The following is a 15,860-nucleotide window of genomic DNA, read 5'->3' on the forward strand; positions in this document are numbered from 1 at the left end:
CCGCCACGGCTGGGCACGGCGCATCGAATCCCGCCGCCTGCGTCGGCGCGTTGAAATGGACTAGGTCGATGGCGTGGTCGCGCATGGGCGCAAGCAATTCTCGCGGTAGCGCATCCAGGTCGCCGCCGCTGTGGGTCATCCAATCCGGCGGCGTGTTCAACCAGATCAGCGTGGTGAAAGCCTCTGCCTCCGCAGCCTGCTGCCTCGTCGGCTGGGGACCGAGCCCGGCAAGCACCACGCTGTCGCCGCCGTTCACAAGTTCCCTTGCCAGATCAAGCGCATAGCGCCATACGCCGCCCACGGCATCGACGGTCATCAGGATGCGCCACGAGCGCGGCGTCAGTGTCCGCAACATGTCGCCTCCAGTTCCGCCAGCGGCCGGGGCCGCTTCTCCTGGATGTCACTGAATTTCTGGAAGGATGCGAGATAGTGGTCATGGGCGCGCTCCCAGGCAAGGTCGTCGGGTTCGCCCCAAAGCTCGCGATAGCTGGGCGAACTCGGATACGGATAAAGCGGAACAGGTTCATTGGCCCATACGCCGTGGTCGATCAGGTGGGTTCGCCAGCGCTCGACCAGGGCGGGATCATCCTCGACCACGCCGATCAGATTGGCTTGAACGAATGGAACGTGACGTCTAGCATCGACGAGCAGCGCGGCAAGTTCCTCGGTGCCCAGCCGGCAGCGCTTGGCCAGCATCGCCCGGCCTTCAACCGTCAGGCTTTCGAGCCCTGCTTCAATGGAGACGCAGCCTGCGGCGCCCAGCAATTCCAGCAGCTCGGGCTTCCACAGATCGATGCGGGTCTGCACGCCGAATTTCACATTGCGATCGACCAAGGCTTCCAGCAACGCTTTTTGCGGCAGGAAGATTTCGTCGATGAAGTAGATGTAGCCGACACCTTGGGCAATCAGCCGATCGATCTCCGCGACCACCGCTTCGTGGTTTCGACGGCGATAGGCATCACGGAAATCGATCTTGGCGCAGAAGCTGCAATTGTAGGGACAGCCGCGCGATGCCTCGACTTCCGCGCCGAACCCGACCTGATTGTCATCGAACCTGTGATGGTGGTGCGAATGGGCTGCGATCCAGTCCGCAGGCCATTCGAGGGGTGGATGATCGACAAACGAGCTGGCGTGGACGCCGCCGTTCGAAACCACCCTGGCATCCCGCAGATAAGCGGTTGAGGGCACTGCGCTCCAATCGTCGCGCCGGGCAAGTTGCTCGACGACTTCTTCGCATTCGCCGCGCACGACGATGTCGACGCCGAGCTTGCGCAAGGTTGGCGCCGGCGTGGCCGAGCCGTGCGGGCCGACGGCGACCGTGCGTCCACCGCGCCCGGCGAGAAGGTTGAGGAAATCGGCCGGCACGCGCAATTCCGGCGGTGCGCAGCGCCAGAACAGATAGGTCGGCGCGGTACTGACGACAGTCATTGCCGGGGCGAAATCGGCCACCCGCTCGCAAAGACCGGAATTGTCGAGCTTCTGCAACTGACCATCCAGCATCAGCACCTCATGTCCGGCGGCTTCGAGCAGGGCCTTCGAATAGCCGAGTTCCAGCGGCAGATGTGGTTGGCGGCAGCCGAAATAGATGCTGTCGTCGTAGGTCCAGAATGGGTTTACCAGAGCGATTTTCATGCGACGTACCTCACGGCTTCGGGGTGAGGCTCGAGCCGGTGGCGCTGCAGCCAGTCGGCTAGGTCGCGGACGCCTTCGCGCCATGAAACCTGGGCCATCCAGCCAAGCGCGGTTTTGATCTTGCGGGTGTCGGCGACGAAGAAGGGCTGGTCGCCGGTGCGTTCGCCATCATGGCGGATTGAAAGCTCATGGCCGGTCAGGCCACGGATCTCGCTCAACAGCGTGCGCAGGCTGAGCGCATTTTCCGGGCCGCCGCCAAGATTGAATGCCTGGCCTTTGGTCGTCTCGATGTGGTCGAGTACGGCCCTGTAGGCGGCGACGGCATCGGAAACATGTAGGATATCGCGCACTTGCCTGCCGTCACCGTAAATGGTGATGGGGCGTCCCGTCAGCGCGCTGAGCAGGAAGTGCGCGACCCAGCCCTGGTCCTCGGTTCCGAACTGGCGCGGTCCATAGATGCAGCTCATCCGCAGCACCGCCGTCGGCATGCCGTAGGATTTGGCGTAGTCGAGCACATACTGGTCCGCCGCGCCCTTGGAGCAACCGTAGGGCGTGCAGAAGTCCAGGCCCCGAGCCTCATCGATGCCGTTCGCCTGGATGACGCTGTCGCAAGGCACATAGCGGTCGCCGTCCTCGCGGACCGCGACGTCGGGCAGGCTGCCATAGACCTTGTTGGTGCTGGCGAAGACAACAGGAATACACTCACCGCTCAGTCGCGCCGCCTCCAGTACGTTGAATGTTCCGCGAAGGTTGATGTCGAAATCCTCGCCCGGCTGGACCAGGCTTGTGGTGACGGCGGTTTGCGCGGCCAGATGGAAAATTGCCTTTGAACCCGTCAGAGCCGGCGCCAAGGCGTTGGCGTCCCGCACGTCGATGGTCTCCACCGTGAGGCGACTGGCGTGTTTTTGCGCCAGCCATTCAAGGTTCTGCTGGACGCCCGGACGGCTGAGATTGTCGATCACCAGCACCGGTTCGCCATCCGACAACAGGCTGTCGGCGAGGTTCGATCCTATGAAGCCGCTGCCGCCGACGATGGCGACCGGCGCGTCGCTTCGATTGCGTGTGTTCATGACACCAGCCCGCGTTCTTCGAGCTCGCGTTTCATGTCGGCGCCGCGGTCGACGGCGGACGTGTTACGCACCCAGGAAACGAAATCGCCGAGCGAATTCTCCAGTTGCCGCACCGGCTCGAAACCGAGCAGCTCACGGGCCTTGGAAATATCGGCGAAGCAGTTGCGGATATCGCCGGAGCGCGCTTTGCCGAGCAGTTCGGGCGAGCGGTTCGGTGTCCCCATGGCCTCGGCCAGCAATCGTGCGACTTCGCTGATCGCGTAGGCTCGGCCGCTGCCGATGTTGATGACATGACCCTTTGCCTGGCGTTGCTGCAGTGCAAGGCGAAAGGCGCGGGCGACGTCATGCACATGGACGAAATCGCGCTTCTGTTCGCCATCCTCGAAGATCATTGGCCGTTGGCCGTTGGCGAGACGCGAAGCGAAGTTGGCCAGCACGCCGGTATAGGGGTTCGACAATGCCTGGCCGGCGCCGAAGACATTGAACAGGCGCAACGCGACAGCATCGATGCCATAGGCTTCGCCGAAGATCAGCACAGCGCGTTCTTGTGCGTATTTTGTCAGCGCATAGATTGAGGCGAGATCGACCGGCTTTTCTTCGTCCGTCGGCAGCGGCGAGAGGGGGGCTCCCTCTGGCGACAGCGGATTCCATTGCCCGCTTTTGATGTCGCTCGCCTTGCGCCGGGCATTGTCGATGCGCCGGCCGTCTGGCGTTGCATAGAGCCCTTCGCCATAGACGCTCATCGACGAGGCGACGACGATCCGTTCGACCGGGTGCTTGATCAGTGCTTCAAGTAGCGTTGCGGTGCCGAGATCATTGGCGCCGACATAGCGCGCGATCTCGTACATCGATTGTCCGACGCCGACTTCCGCCGCCAGATGAATGACCGCGTCAACACCTTCCAGCGCACTGGCGACCGCCTCCCGGTCTCGGACATCACCTTTGATCAGTTCGGTCCCGGCGGGAAGCGCGACGGCTTCGCCCGCATGCACCTGCTCCAGCAGCGCATCGAGGATGCGAACCGAATAATCCTGCTCGACGAGTTCCTGTGCGACATGCCGGCCGATGAAGCCGCAGCCTCCTGTAACCAATATGCGTTTCACGACGACTCCTCAGACAAGTAACCTCGGCGCCCCGAACTTTTCGGCAAAAGGTTTGTTCCCTTGCTTCAACAAAGTTCCTTTGGCGGACTTCGTTGGGCCGGCATCGCGATCACGGCGCGGTGCTGGAACATTGACGCCCTTGTGCTGTTAGGACGCCCGACAGCCCGCGTGTCCCATGGAGCAACGCCGATCAAAGGAGATTTCAATGTCTCAGTCGCAAACGACCACCGACCACGACGAAATTCGCAAGTGGGCCGAGGAGCGGGACGGCCGGCCGGCAGTGGTACGCACAAAAGGCGAGGGCGGCATCCTGCGGATCGACTTCGGTGAGCCTGAGGAAGCATTCGAGCCCATCGAATGGGACGAGTTCTTCCGGATATTCGACGAGAACGATCTGGCCTTTCTGTATCAGGCCAAGACTGGGGAGGGGAAAGCCAGCCGTTTCAACAAATTCGTCGAGCGCGATCAGAAGGGCTGATGACGCAAGCCAAGCGGCTGATCTGTACGGCCCAGTTGTCGAGATGTGGTCAACAATGACGGCCCCGCGGCTTAGCACTTCAGCCTGAGAGGGAGGGTAAAATTAATGCATCAGGTTTGCGCCGCGGGTTTTCGCCATCTCTCGCATGATGCCGTTGAGCCAGTTTTCAGTGGATTGACCAGGCTGTCTGCGGTCGACATCCCGGATCGCTTGCTCGAGCGTCCTCTCGACGAGCCGATCCGATGCGTCGACGTCTCCCAGCAAAAGGCGCGCCGCAAGTCGCAGTTTGGGCAAAAGCGCGAAGACGTCGTCGGACGGGTCCGGTCCGGGGGGCGCCCGCCCCGATTCCTGCGGGGGAAAGAGTGCGTTGAACACCGCCTGGCTGCCCGAGGATTTCCGCAGATTGCTGGCATAGCGGAGATGGTCGGGAATGGCGATGTCGTCATCGCCACTGAAGAACACGAAGGGGACACCCCGGCGCATCAACTCATCGGCGATTGGAAACACGCGTCGGCCATTGAGATTGACGTCGAGGATTGCAGCTTCGGCCGTCCCGGTGTGTTTGGAAGCCTGTTCGACGGTTGCAGCGGGACCAAGGATTATGGCGCCCATATTGCTGAAAAACCGCGCAAGATCTCCCGCCATCGTCCATTCGTCTTCAACTATCAGAATATGCAGCCCCCGCAGGTCGCGCACGTCGTCATCCTTTCTTGCAACGGAGGTTAGAATGCAGAGGATTTGCTTTCCGAATTCTGTCATCCAAGGCCGCCTGCAACCGCTTCGCAAGCATCAGCATGCGATCCGGGACGGGCCCCGCATCGGAATCTGCTAGCGATCCAGGCGCCCCTGACACCACTGGCGCTCGGAGTTTTATGTCAGCAGAGCGTTTCGTCATTGAACCACCATTGATATCGGGTTCAACGTCATCCCTGACGTCTTGTTCCATACCTCTTGCGCGCTATATGGTTGTGTCCTGTTCGATCCGGCCTTGAGGAGACTTCATGTCGGGTCGGCGAAAGGGGGACATGCCGTGACTGCCCGATCGACTAGATTTCCCATCGTTGGCATCGGCGCGTCCGCGGGTGGCATTCCCGCGATGGAAGGCTTGTTCAAAGGCGTTACCAGCCAGCCCGGCATGGCGTTCATCATCATCACGCATCTCAGCCCGAAGCGAGAAAGTCTGTTGCATGAAGTTGTCAGCCGCTACACCGAGATGCCTGTCGTTGTGGCCGAGGATGGCATAGCTGTTGTACCTGACCACGTCTACGTGATGCCACAAAACGTCACTCTGGCGATCGCCAACGGTGTGCTGCGCCTGCGGCGGCCCAACGGGCTTACCCAAGAGCGCAAACCCGTCGACATCTTCTTTAGTGCGCTCGCTGAAGACCAGGGCGAATATGCCGTGGGCGTCATTCTGTCGGGCGGTGATTCCGATGGAACGCTGGGCGCCAAGGCGATCAAGGAGCGGGGTGGCCTCACTGTCGCGCAAGCGCACGACGGCTACGGGCCGCGCAATCCCGATATGCCACAGAGCGCTATTGCCAGCGGGCTCGTCGACGTCGCTGTGCCCGCCGAGGAGATCGGGGCGAAGCTGGAGGCTTTCGCCCGCGGCTTCGACACGCTGGAAGGGCTGGCGGAAGAAGATGGCGACCATACGGCCGACATCGATAAGGTGCGAGAACAGATATACGCCATTCTGCGCAGCCACTCCGGCCACGACTTCTCGGGCTACAAGACCAAGACATTTCTGCGCCGCGTGAAGCGACGCATGCAGATCGCCCAGGTCCATTCCATCAGCGCCTATATAGACTGGCTGAAGAAAGATGCTCGCGAGGTGATGAACCTTTTTCGCGATCTGCTGATCAATGTCACCAACTTCTTTCGCGACCCCGATGCCTTCGAGTTGCTCGAGCGAAAGATCATACCGCAGTTGTTCGAAGGCAAGACCGCCAGCGACACCGTCAGGGTCTGGGTTCCCGGATGCGCCACGGGCGAGGAGGTGTTCTCTATCGGCATCCTGCTGCGCGAACACATGGAGAAGCTTACGGTCGTTCCGCGCGTCCAGATATTTGCCACCGACATCGACGAGCCTGCGCTGGCGGTGGCCCGGGCGGCACGCTATCCCGAAGCCTTGCTGCAAGGGCTTTCACCCGAACGCCGACAGCGGTTCTTCAACGGCGACGGAGAGAGCTATGTCATTAGCAACGAGATACGGGAACTGTGCATCTTCTCGCCGCACAGCGTCATTCGCGATCCGCCTTTCTCGCGCATGGATCTGGTCTCCTGCCGCAATCTGCTGATCTATTTCGGCCCGAGCATCCAGAGCCGTGTCATCCCTGTCTTTCACTATGCATTGAAGCCCGGCGGTTACCTGTTCCTCGGCACCTCCGAAAGCGTTGGGCAGCACGACAATCTGTTTGCCACTGTCGACAAGAAACATCGTCTCTTCCAGGCGCGCGAGCATGCCTCGCCGCATATCAGGCTGCCCGCCTTGATCGGTGAGAGCCGTTCCGGCGTCTTTCCCTCTGAAAGCGCCGGCTTAAGGAAGGGAGCCGCCGGTTATCCGCTGCGCCAGGCTGTCGAGGCGCAGGTGCTGGAGCGCTTCGCTCCGCCGCATGTCCTGGTCAACGCCGAGGGCGATGTCGTCTATTATTCGGCCAGGACCGGCAGATATCTCGAAGCGCCGCAAGGGATTCCCAGCCGGCAGTTGCTGACGATGGCTAGGCGTGGGCTGCGACTGGACCTCCGCGCCGCGTTGCGGGAAGCGACGACGACGCGCCGCACAGTGGTGCGGGAAAACCTCATCGTAGAGGAAGACGACGAACGGGTCCAGCCGATCAAGCTCACGATCGAACCGCTCACCGAACGTGGCAATGGCGAGCCGCTTTATCTCGTCCTGTTCGAACCGTCGGGGCCGACCCAGGCCCGCTCAGAGGAAGACGGCGGCGGCCGTGACAGTGACAGCACCGCCGATCTCGAGCGGGAGCTGCGCGACACCAGGGAGCGCCTGCAATCGACGATCGAGGAATACGAGACCGCGCTGGAGGAGGTCAAATCGTCGAACGAGGAACTCGTCTCCGTCAATGAGGAGGCGCAGTCCACCAATGAGGAACTCGAAGCCTCGAAGGAGGAGATGCAGTCGCTCAACGAGGAGCTCAACACGATCAACGCCGAGTTGACGGCCAAGATAGAGGAGCTCGACCACGTCAACGGCGATCTGCGCAACCTGTTCGAAAGCACCGACATCGCGACCATTTTCCTCGACCGCAGCCTTGTGGTCCGTACCTTCACGCCGGCGGCGTCATCCTTCTTCAGCCTGCGTCCCTCCGATGTCGGCCGGCCGCTGACGGATCTGTCTAGCCAGCTCGACTACCCCGAGCTGAAGCAGCACATCGACAAGGTTTTCGAGACAGGCGAGATCCTGAATCACCATCTGGCACGCGATGCCAGGGGCCTGTTCCACATGGTCCGCATCAATCCCTATCGCGACAAGGGCAACAGGATCCAGGGCGTGGTGGTGACACTTGTCGATGTCACCACTCTGGCACAGGCGGAAGAGCATCAGCAGGTGCTCATCTCTGAACTCAACCACCGGGTCAAGAATATGCTTGCGGTGATCGCCAGCATTGCAAGCCGCACGCGGGAAAGTTCTGATACGAAGGAGGAGTTCGCGGATGCGCTGATCGGTCGCCTGCATGCCATGTCGCGGGCCTACGGCCTGCTGACCCGGGAGAGATGGAAGGAAGCCTCGGTCAGGGAACTGCTCCAGCAGGAGCTCGAACCATTCGGCATCGAGCGGATCGAACTCGATGGCGAGGATGTCAAACTAGGTCCGCAACAGGGGCTTTCCCTCAGCATGGCCATTCATGAACTGGCCACCAACGCGGCCAAGTACGGCGCTTTGTCAAAAACCGACGGCAAGGTCAGTGTGCAATGGTCGATCGAGGAGGACAGTTTCACATTTGGCTGGCGCGAAAAGGACGGCCCTGTTGTCAAGGCGCCCTTGGACAATGGTTTTGGCCTGACACTGCTGCAGGGAGAAATTGGTTACAGGCTCGGCGGCCATGTCGAGACCGCGTTCCACAAGGACGGCCTCAGCGTCCAGATCGCGTTTCCAGCAAACCACAAGGAGGCGCCGTGAGCGACGACAGGCCGCGCGTTCTGGTGGTCGAGGACGAATGGCTGATCGCCGAAGACGTCGCGTCTCGCCTGCGTGCGGCGGGTTATCCCGTGATCGGCCCGGTCTCGTCGGTCGCCGCGGCTCGTCAACTTATCGATGCAGGCAAAGTCGACGTGGCGCTGCTCGACATTCAATTGAACGGTGAAACGAGTCTGCCCGTAGCCGAAACATTGCTGGCTCGCGGCGTCCCCTTCGCCTTCATGACCGGATTTGGGCCGCGTGATGTTCCCCAACCCTTCCGAAGCTGCAAATTCGTGCCAAAGCCGGCAGGCGACGCTGCCCTTCTCAACACCCTGGCCGACCTGGCATTGCTTCGTCCCGACACGCACTCGTCGTGATTTCAACAGCCGGTTTCGATCAGTCCAGGGGCTTGTCCGTCGGCCGAGGCGTGGTGCTCGCCTGACGCGGCCGCCCGGCGTTGCGATTGGCAACCGGATTGTCAAGCGGCGCGGTCGACGGCCGGGATGTGCCTGCGGTTTTCGGCGTCTCCGGCTTGCCACCGGCATCCGTGTCACTGGCGTCCCGTCTCGGGTGCGGCAGACCATCGGCGTTCGGAGACCGGACGCTGGGTTTCGATGTGGAACTCTCATTGCTCATGGCAGCACCTTTCTTTGCATCGGGTGGGGCACGGTAGTCCCGCCGCTGTGAAGTCTGCAGGTCAAACCGTCGCCGCGATCGAAGGTTCCAGGTGCCAACGGGTCCATTGCGATCCACGGCCGCCGACTTACTCAGGGCAGACCTGGTGCGAGAGCCCGACACCTCAACCATGCGGCCGCATCACCACCTTGATGCAGCCATCCTGCTTGTCACGGAACGTCTTGTAGAGATCCGGCCCGGCTCCGAGATCCGCCCGGTGCGTGATCACGAAGGAGGGATCGATGTCGCCCTTCTGGACTATGTCCAGGAGCGGTTCGAGGTAACGCTGAGTATGGGTCTGACCCATCCGGAAGGTCAGGCCCTTGTTCATGGCGGCGCCGAACGGAATATGATCGACGAGACCGATATAGACGCCGGGCACCGAGATGGTGCCGCCTTTGCGGCAGGAGTAGATTGCTTCGCGCAGTACATGCGGCCTGTCGGTGCCGAGGTAGACGGCGGCCTTGACCTTGTCGAGCATGGCGTCGGCACTGGCGCCGGGATCCGACTCGGTACCGACACAGTCGATGCAGCGATCAGGACCGCGGCCATCGGTCATCGCCATCAAGGCGTCGTAAATATCGGAGTTGCTGAAGTCGAGCGTCTCGGCCTTGCCGTGCTCGCGAGCCATCGCCAGCCGCTCCGGCACCTTGTCTATGGCAATAACGCGGCCGGCGCCGAGCATCCATGCGCTTTGGATGGCGAACTGGCCGACCGGACCGCAGCCCCAGATAGCGACGGTATCGCCTGGCTCGATGCCGGCATTTTCAGCCGCCATGTAGCCAGTCGGGAAGATGTCTGAGAGGAACAGCACCTGTTCGTCGTCCATTCCTTCGGGCACCTTTATCGGACCGACATCGGCGAAAGGGACTCGCAGATATTCGGCTTGCCCTCCCCAATAGCCGCCGACCAGATGCGAATAGCCGAACAGGCCCGCCGGGGATTGTCCCATCACTTCGGCGGCCTGTTTGGCATTGGGATTGGACCTGTCGCAAAGCGAGAACAGCCCCTTCTGGCAAAACCAGCATTCGCCGCATGAGATGTTGAACGGCACCACGATGCGGTCACCCTTCCTGAATTTCGAATGGCCGCGGCCGACTTCCACGACCTCGCCCATGGTCTCGTGTCCAAGCACGTCGCCCGATTCCATGGTCGGCATATATCCGTTCATCAGATGCAGGTCCGAGCCGCATATGGCGCAGCAGATGACCTTGATGATGACGTCGCGATCATCCTCTATAGCGGGATCAGCCACCTGGTCGCATCGGATGTCGCCTTTGCCGTGCCATGTGAGCGCTTTCATGAGGTTGCTCCTTGTTGGAAGAAGGTTGGAAGGCAAATCGTGTAAAAGGCACCGTCTGAGCGTCTGCAGCAATCCGTCGATATACAGGTCAACACATAGGAGTTGCTGCCGTGATGCCCGATTGTTCAGTCTTTGGATGCGGAACCCGGCTCGGCCATCTTGCGGTGCTGTTCAGCCAGCGTGCCTGCCGGCATCACATGCGCCGCGGCGACCTGCAGCTTGTTCTCCAACTGCTGATGACTTGTTCCTCGCCGGCCATCTCGCCTCGTAACCGGCTATGACTACATCGGTGGGATTGTCCTTCTCATCGGTGCCGACCTTGCCCTCACCACGGCCAACTTTTCATTCGTCATAACGTCCTCCGAATTTCGCTTCGGCCGAACCACCATCGAGGCTGATTGTTCCGTACGGATAGGATTGAATGGGCGGCTTTATGCCGGCCATGAAAAGCGATTTTGTTCTGGGCACATTCGACTGTGAACAACTCATGATGGCGGTGGAACAACTCAAGTTTGTGCGAGTTCGGTAGCCGTGCAGCGTCATCGCTCCCCTTGTTTGATGCTGCACGGTCGGGTTCCCTCAGCCTGATCAGCCCGCGCGCCCTCGCGGCAGCGCGGGCTTTCTATGGGCAGGGCGCCATGTTTTAAATCTTTGGAACAACGTACCCGTTCAGCAGTTCGGCGTGCAGGAGGAACAAAATGCAATTCGCGGAAGAAATCGCGCTCAGGCGCGTAAAGATGCTGGTCGAACAATATGTTGTCGCCAGGAGCAGGAGATATGATTTCGTCTCGACCGAACTCGCCTGTAAGGCCATCCGCCAGGTCGTACGAAGCCCGATCGAGGACGCCGAACTGGACCATCTGCTGGCCAGAAGCGCCGTCAAACAAGGGCTGTCGGTGCGGTTCGACCGGATAGGTCATTGGCAGGCGGCTTCGCCCGAACTCAGCCAGGAGAAATCAGCATGAGGGCAGTGCTTTTGATGTCGGCCGCATTGCTCGCCTTGGCGGCGTGTAATGACAATGCCGATCCAGCCAAGTCCAAGACGGATACCACGAACAGCCAACCGGTCGACAAGAATCCCACGACGGACACCAACCCGACACCGCAGACCAGCACCGGCGGCGATCAGCAAGGTACGCAGCCAGCCCAGCCTGCATCTCCCAAGCCAAGTGGCGGCTAGGCCTATGGAGCGACGCAACGCGATAATCTCGCTGGTGATAGCCGCAGTCATCATTGTCGGTTTCGTCGTCGGCTTTTTCTACATTGATATGGGCTGGCAGACCTCGCCGCTGAAACGCGCGCCTGAACAGAACCAGGGTGGCAACGCCCCGGCGGATACCTCACCAGCCGCGGGCGTCCAGAAGAATCCCAAGGAAAACACCGAAATGCCTGGGCAGTGATCGACAGCTCGTCTCTGAGTAGACCTCGAACCAAGCCAGACGCGTTTATGCTGTCAGGTCCCACCGTGCTGATCCTTATGTACTTTCTGCTTCCCGTCTGGCTTGTCGCTGGCTTTGCAGACTGGCTTTGCCACCGCGCCTCACATATCGAGTCGACCACGGGCGCCAAGGAATCCTTGATCCATCTTCTGATGTTCGCCGAAGTAGGCGTGCCGTTGCTGGCAGCCATGTTCCTCGAGGTGAATGCCTTGGTCATCGCTGTCATGATCGTCACCTTCTTCATCCACGAGGCGACGGCGATGTGGGATGTACGCTATGCAACCACGGCGCGCAGGGTAACGCCGATCGAACAGCATGTGCACAGCTTTCTGGAAATGATCCCGCTGATGGGCCTGGTCAGCGTCGTCTCCCTCCATTGGACGCAGTTTCTTGCGTTGTTCGGGGCGGGGCCGGAAACCGCGCGCTTCGATATCGTCTGGAAATCGCAGCAGTTGCCACTGATCTATATCGTCTGCGTGATGGCCGTGATCGTACTTTTCGAGTTGCTTCCGTATGTGGAGGAATTCGTCAGGGGCTTACGGGCCAATGCCGGGAGGCTGATCCCGCCGAAAGCCAGGCGACGCGACCCGGGCCACACGACGTTGCGGTGATGGGGCGGTCTGAAACGATGCTTCCTTGACCACAAGTACTCAGCGGTCTGAGCGCCGTCTCGCGCGGAACATCTCTGCCGGACTGGTCATTAACAGAACGGGAGAGGACAGACATGGAGCGTGATGATGAGCATCCTTTCCGACCTCGACAAAAAGCTGACGGACAACATGTATGAACATGCCAGCGAACTCACGGATGCGGTGGCGGACCTGCCGCCGGAACTCGTTGAAAGCGTCGACCGGCTAATGCCTTTCATCCAGCCCGAAGCGCGCGAGACGGTGAGAAATCAGGTTTTCGGCCTGATCCACGAATACAGGATCGTGGCCCCTCGCAGCCCGGCCGATCAGGATTGACCTACCCGTTCTGGTCTATCGCGTGAGGCGCGGGTTGGCTGCCGCCATCGTTGCTTGCTCTATGGCCGCCGAACCACAGCCAAGCCGCGACGATCACGACTGCCACGATCACTATCCAGGATATGAGACGAGGCATTGCGGGATTCTCCGTGCCAGCAGTCCATTCACGTCGACGTGATGATCAGGACGGAATTGAAGTCGGCTCCGCCGCCTCCTTGTGCTCCTAATTCCGCACGCGATCCTTTGTTCCGCTTGAGTTGCGGTGGCCGGCTGAGATCTGTCGCGTCCACATGCCCTGCAGCCGCCCCGCCGGATGGGCTTTCGTTGACGCGCCCGCTGAACGCTCTAGGTCAATTCAAGCCGACCACCGCTCGTTCGGCACTAGGGGAGACTATTCTTGTGGCGCACCAAACGCCGAATTTGATCCTCAGCGGCCGTCATTTCCGGCTGGATTGTTTGTGCTTGCTGTTGCTGTTGTGCGTGTCGGCGGGATGCTCGTCTTCCGACGAGATCGAGCAGCAATCACGAACAGCGGCTTCCGCGGCACAGACCGCATCGATGTTGCTCGACGCTTGGATGGGCGGCGCGGCGCCGACCGCATACACGGTGGACACGCTGCAATCGATCGCCAAGACGCTCGTAGATACGGGGGCGCAAATCCGGTCCGCCGAAACCAGTGAACCCACCGAGCAAGCTTCTCTGACAAAAGCAGTCAATGATTTGTCGGTCGCGGTGACGCGTGCCGAGGCCGGACTGCAGGCAGATGACCGGCTGGAAGTCCAAGACGCGCAACAGGATTTACGGCTGGCGTCGCGTGCGCTCGCTGCCGCCTACGCCAAGTATTTCGCGCCGAAGCCATGAAAAAGCTCATGGAAATATCCCTCGGCGTCGTCACCAGCGTCGGCGGCTTCCTCGAAGTTGGGTCCATGGCGACGGCGGCGCAGGCAGGCGCGATGTTTGGCTTCCAGTTGATCTGGGCGGTGGTGCTTGGCACCGTCTGCATCATCTTCCTTGTCGAAATGTCCGGCCGGTTCGCGGCCGTGAGCCATCACACGATCTCCGACGGCATCCGCGAAAGGTTCGGTTTCAACGTCTTTCTATGGCCGTTGCTTGCCGCCTTGCTGGTCAATTTCCTGGTGCTGTCCGCCGAGATCGGCGGCGTTGCCATTGCGCTCGAACTTGCCACGGGCATAGGCTTCCAGTGGTGGGCACTGCCGGTGGCTTTGCTGGCGTGGCTGCTGCTCTGGAAAGGCACGTTCGGCGTCATCGAGAAGGGCGTGTCGTTTCTCGGTCTGGTGACGCTGTGTTTCGTCGTCGGAGCGGTGATGCTGAGACCTGATTGGACGGCAGTCGCAAGGGGCGCCGTGCCTTCGCTGCCGGTCCACGATGCCGCCAATTACTGGTTCATGGCGGTCAGCATTCTGGGCGCCTCGATATCGCCCTACCTGTTCATGTTCTATTCCTCGGGGGCCATCGAGGACCGGTGGGACAAAAGCTATCTCGGCGCCAATCGGGCCATAGCGGGGTTGGGCATGACCTTCGGGGGCACCATCTCGATCGGCGTGTTGATCGTGGCCGCTCTCGTGCTCGCCACGCATGGCGTCACCCAGGTGGACGACTATCACCAACTGCCGTTGATGCTGATCCCCATATTCGGCTTCTGGGGCTTCGTGCTGTTTGTTGCTTCTCTCGCCATCGCCTGCTTCGGCGCTGCGCTCGAGGTCGGGTTGCAACAGGCCTATCTTGTGGCCCAAGGGTTCGGCTGGAATTGGGGCGAGGATCGCAAGCCGCGCGACGATCCGGGTTTCAGCGCCATCTACACGATATCATTACTGTTGGCGGCTATTCCCATCGCGCTTGGTCTTGACCCGCTGAGGCTCACCATCTTTTCCATGGCGCTGACGGCTGCCAGCCTTCCGCTGACCGTCGTTCCGTTCCTGTTTCTGCTGAACGACAAACGTTATGTCGGCGAGCATCGCAACGGCATTTTGTCAAATGCCGCCGTCATCTTCATCATCGCGCTTGGCTTCGTACTGGCGGTGGTGACCATCCCGCTGCAGATATTCGGAGGCACATGATGAAGTTGCTGCGTGATCTCCTGGACAAGCAGGTGGTCGACCGCGAGCAGGTCAAGGTCGGTAAGGTCGACGGTTTGGTGGCGCAGTTGCGGCCTGGCAAGCCGCCTCGGATCATTGCCATCGAGCTCGGCTCCATCACCCTGGCGCGTCGCCTCGGCGCACGGCCCGGGCGCTGGATGGCGCGGCTCGCGGTCAAGCTGGGCGGCACGCAGCATGGCGAACCTCATCGGATCGCTTGGCGCAAGGTGAAAGATATCGGCATCGATATCGAGTTCGACATCGATGTGCGAGAAACGTCGATCTTCGCCTGGCAGGACTGGTTGCGCGACCATATCATCGGGCGCATTCCGGGAGCTTGATGATGATTACGGTCAATCTCGAGCATCTGGCGGGGCGGCGCGTACTCTCGCAGCGCGGCAAGAATGTCGGTTATATCGAGGAGATCCGCGCCGAACGGGATGGTGACGATTTCGTCGTCACCGAATTCCACGTCGGGGTCTACGCTGCTTTCGAGCGTCTTTCGGCCTCGGCCATAGGCGTGGCGGTGCTGGATCTTTTCCGATTACGCCGCCGCGACGGTCTATACCGCATTCCTTGGGACAAGCTCGACATCTCCGATCCCGCGCGACCGCGGCTGCTGTGCCCAATGACTGAACTCTCAGGCATGAAGGACGCGCCGGACCTCCAGGAATAGGTCGTGGGTGCTGCATCGTCGGGATTAGTCTCAGCGCAGCATGCTTGCCGCCAGGAAGACCACGGCTGCTGTCAAAACGACAGCTGCAATCACCAACACCGGCCAGTTGCCGCCAGGCCGCAGTTCCGGCTCGCCTTCGACCGGACGCATGGCATTGGCAAAGCTGGCATCGTTTTCGAATTTTGGACGAGTGCGCGGCGGACTTGTCTCAGCGACCGGATTTTGTGTGTCCGCGGCCAGAGGCGAAGTTCAGGCAGGAGCAACGCACGACAAGACGCCGGG

18 protein-coding genes are annotated in these 15,860 nt (G+C 60.9%); 12 read left to right on the forward strand and 6 right to left on the reverse strand.

Annotated features, from left to right (window positions below):
- The 4 genes from EN969_RS02345 to EN969_RS02360 form a co-directional block, all read right to left on the reverse strand.
- The coding region (locus tag EN969_RS02345) for a glycosyltransferase (protein ID WP_164758127.1) at positions 1-355 on the reverse strand (355 nt) is incomplete at its 3' end.
- The gene (locus EN969_RS02350) at positions 340-1,632 is read right to left on the reverse strand and encodes a TIGR04295 family B12-binding domain-containing radical SAM protein (protein ID WP_063170156.1); all 1,293 of its coding nucleotides are present in this window, start codon (positions 1,630-1,632) and stop codon (positions 340-342) included. The genes EN969_RS02350 and EN969_RS02345, both read right to left, overlap by 16 nt.
- Positions 1,629-2,702, reverse strand: coding sequence for an NAD-dependent epimerase/dehydratase family protein (locus tag EN969_RS02355; RefSeq protein WP_063170157.1), 1,074 nt, complete (start codon positions 2,700-2,702; stop codon positions 1,629-1,631). Before EN969_RS02355 ends, EN969_RS02350 begins: the two co-directional genes overlap by 4 nt.
- Positions 2,699-3,805, reverse strand: a complete 1,107-nt coding sequence (locus tag EN969_RS02360; RefSeq protein ID WP_024502367.1) for an SDR family NAD(P)-dependent oxidoreductase — start codon at positions 3,803-3,805, stop codon at positions 2,699-2,701. The genes EN969_RS02355 and EN969_RS02360 overlap by 4 nt, the downstream gene beginning before the upstream one ends.
- A 205-nt stretch (positions 3,806-4,010) precedes the next feature.
- On the opposite strand from EN969_RS02360, the gene EN969_RS02365 reads away from it, so the two are divergent.
- Entirely contained in the window at positions 4,011-4,283 is a 273-nt protein-coding gene (locus tag EN969_RS02365) for a hypothetical protein (RefSeq protein ID WP_063170158.1), read from the forward strand.
- Positions 4,284-4,385: 102 nt separating this feature from the next.
- Here EN969_RS02365 and EN969_RS02370 read toward each other — a convergent pair whose 3' ends face one another.
- Entirely contained in the window at positions 4,386-5,042 is a 657-nt protein-coding gene (locus tag EN969_RS02370; protein ID WP_082826656.1) for a response regulator, read from the reverse strand.
- A gap of 271 nt (positions 5,043-5,313) precedes the next feature.
- Here EN969_RS02370 and EN969_RS02375 point away from each other — a divergent pair, with 271 nt between their 5' ends.
- Together EN969_RS02375 and EN969_RS02380 are read left to right on the forward strand one after the other, a co-directional pair.
- Positions 5,314-8,424: a CheR family methyltransferase gene (locus EN969_RS02375; RefSeq protein ID WP_063170159.1), complete on the forward strand. Its 3,111-nt coding sequence runs from the start codon at positions 5,314-5,316 to the stop codon at positions 8,422-8,424.
- Positions 8,421-8,801, forward strand: a complete 381-nt coding sequence (locus EN969_RS02380) for a response regulator (protein WP_063170160.1) — start codon at positions 8,421-8,423, stop codon at positions 8,799-8,801. Before EN969_RS02375 ends, EN969_RS02380 begins: the two co-directional genes overlap by 4 nt.
- Before the next feature lie 422 nt (positions 8,802-9,223).
- On the opposite strand, the gene EN969_RS02385 is transcribed toward EN969_RS02380, so the two are convergent.
- Positions 9,224-10,402, reverse strand: coding sequence for a zinc-dependent alcohol dehydrogenase (locus EN969_RS02385; protein ID WP_063170161.1), 1,179 nt, complete (start codon positions 10,400-10,402; stop codon positions 9,224-9,226).
- A gap of 698 nt (positions 10,403-11,100) precedes the next feature.
- Here EN969_RS02385 and EN969_RS02395 point away from each other — a divergent pair.
- The 9 genes from EN969_RS02395 to EN969_RS02435 all read left to right on the forward strand — a co-directional run bounded on the left by EN969_RS02395 (position 11,101) and on the right by EN969_RS02435 (position 15,578).
- A complete protein-coding gene (locus EN969_RS02395) occupies positions 11,101-11,367 on the forward strand; it encodes a hypothetical protein (RefSeq protein ID WP_063170162.1) in 267 nt (88 codons plus the stop codon).
- On the forward strand, positions 11,364-11,582 hold the full coding sequence (locus EN969_RS02400) for a hypothetical protein (RefSeq protein WP_063170163.1): 219 nt from the start codon (positions 11,364-11,366) through the stop codon (positions 11,580-11,582). Before EN969_RS02395 ends, EN969_RS02400 begins: the two co-directional genes overlap by 4 nt.
- A 4-nt stretch (positions 11,583-11,586) precedes the next feature.
- Positions 11,587-11,802, forward strand: coding sequence for a hypothetical protein (locus EN969_RS02405; RefSeq protein ID WP_063170164.1), 216 nt, complete (start codon positions 11,587-11,589; stop codon positions 11,800-11,802).
- Between the two features lie 47 nt (positions 11,803-11,849).
- Positions 11,850-12,452 (forward strand): hypothetical protein, encoded by a 603-nt coding sequence (locus tag EN969_RS02410; RefSeq protein ID WP_063170165.1) that lies wholly within the window; start codon positions 11,850-11,852, stop codon positions 12,450-12,452.
- Between the two features lie 126 nt (positions 12,453-12,578).
- Positions 12,579-12,806, forward strand: a complete 228-nt coding sequence (locus EN969_RS02415; protein ID WP_063170474.1) for a hypothetical protein — start codon at positions 12,579-12,581, stop codon at positions 12,804-12,806.
- A gap of 324 nt (positions 12,807-13,130) precedes the next feature.
- Entirely contained in the window at positions 13,131-13,667 is a 537-nt protein-coding gene (locus EN969_RS02420; protein ID WP_245441275.1) for a hypothetical protein, read from the forward strand.
- Positions 13,664-14,884: a divalent metal cation transporter gene (locus EN969_RS02425; protein ID WP_063170167.1), complete on the forward strand. Its 1,221-nt coding sequence runs from the start codon at positions 13,664-13,666 to the stop codon at positions 14,882-14,884. Before EN969_RS02420 ends, EN969_RS02425 begins: the two co-directional genes overlap by 4 nt.
- Before the next feature lie 32 nt (positions 14,885-14,916).
- On the forward strand, positions 14,917-15,243 hold the full coding sequence (locus EN969_RS02430) for a hypothetical protein (RefSeq protein ID WP_335916772.1): 327 nt from the start codon (positions 14,917-14,919) through the stop codon (positions 15,241-15,243).
- 2 nt (positions 15,244-15,245) lie between these two features.
- Entirely contained in the window at positions 15,246-15,578 is a 333-nt protein-coding gene (locus tag EN969_RS02435) for a hypothetical protein (RefSeq protein WP_013533179.1), read from the forward strand.
- Positions 15,579-15,860: the final 282 nt, after the last annotated feature.

The sequence above is a fragment of the Mesorhizobium sp. M7A.F.Ca.CA.003.01.2.1 genome (assembly GCF_003998945.1).
Classification (GTDB): Bacteria; Pseudomonadota; Alphaproteobacteria; order Rhizobiales; family Rhizobiaceae; genus Mesorhizobium; species Mesorhizobium ciceri.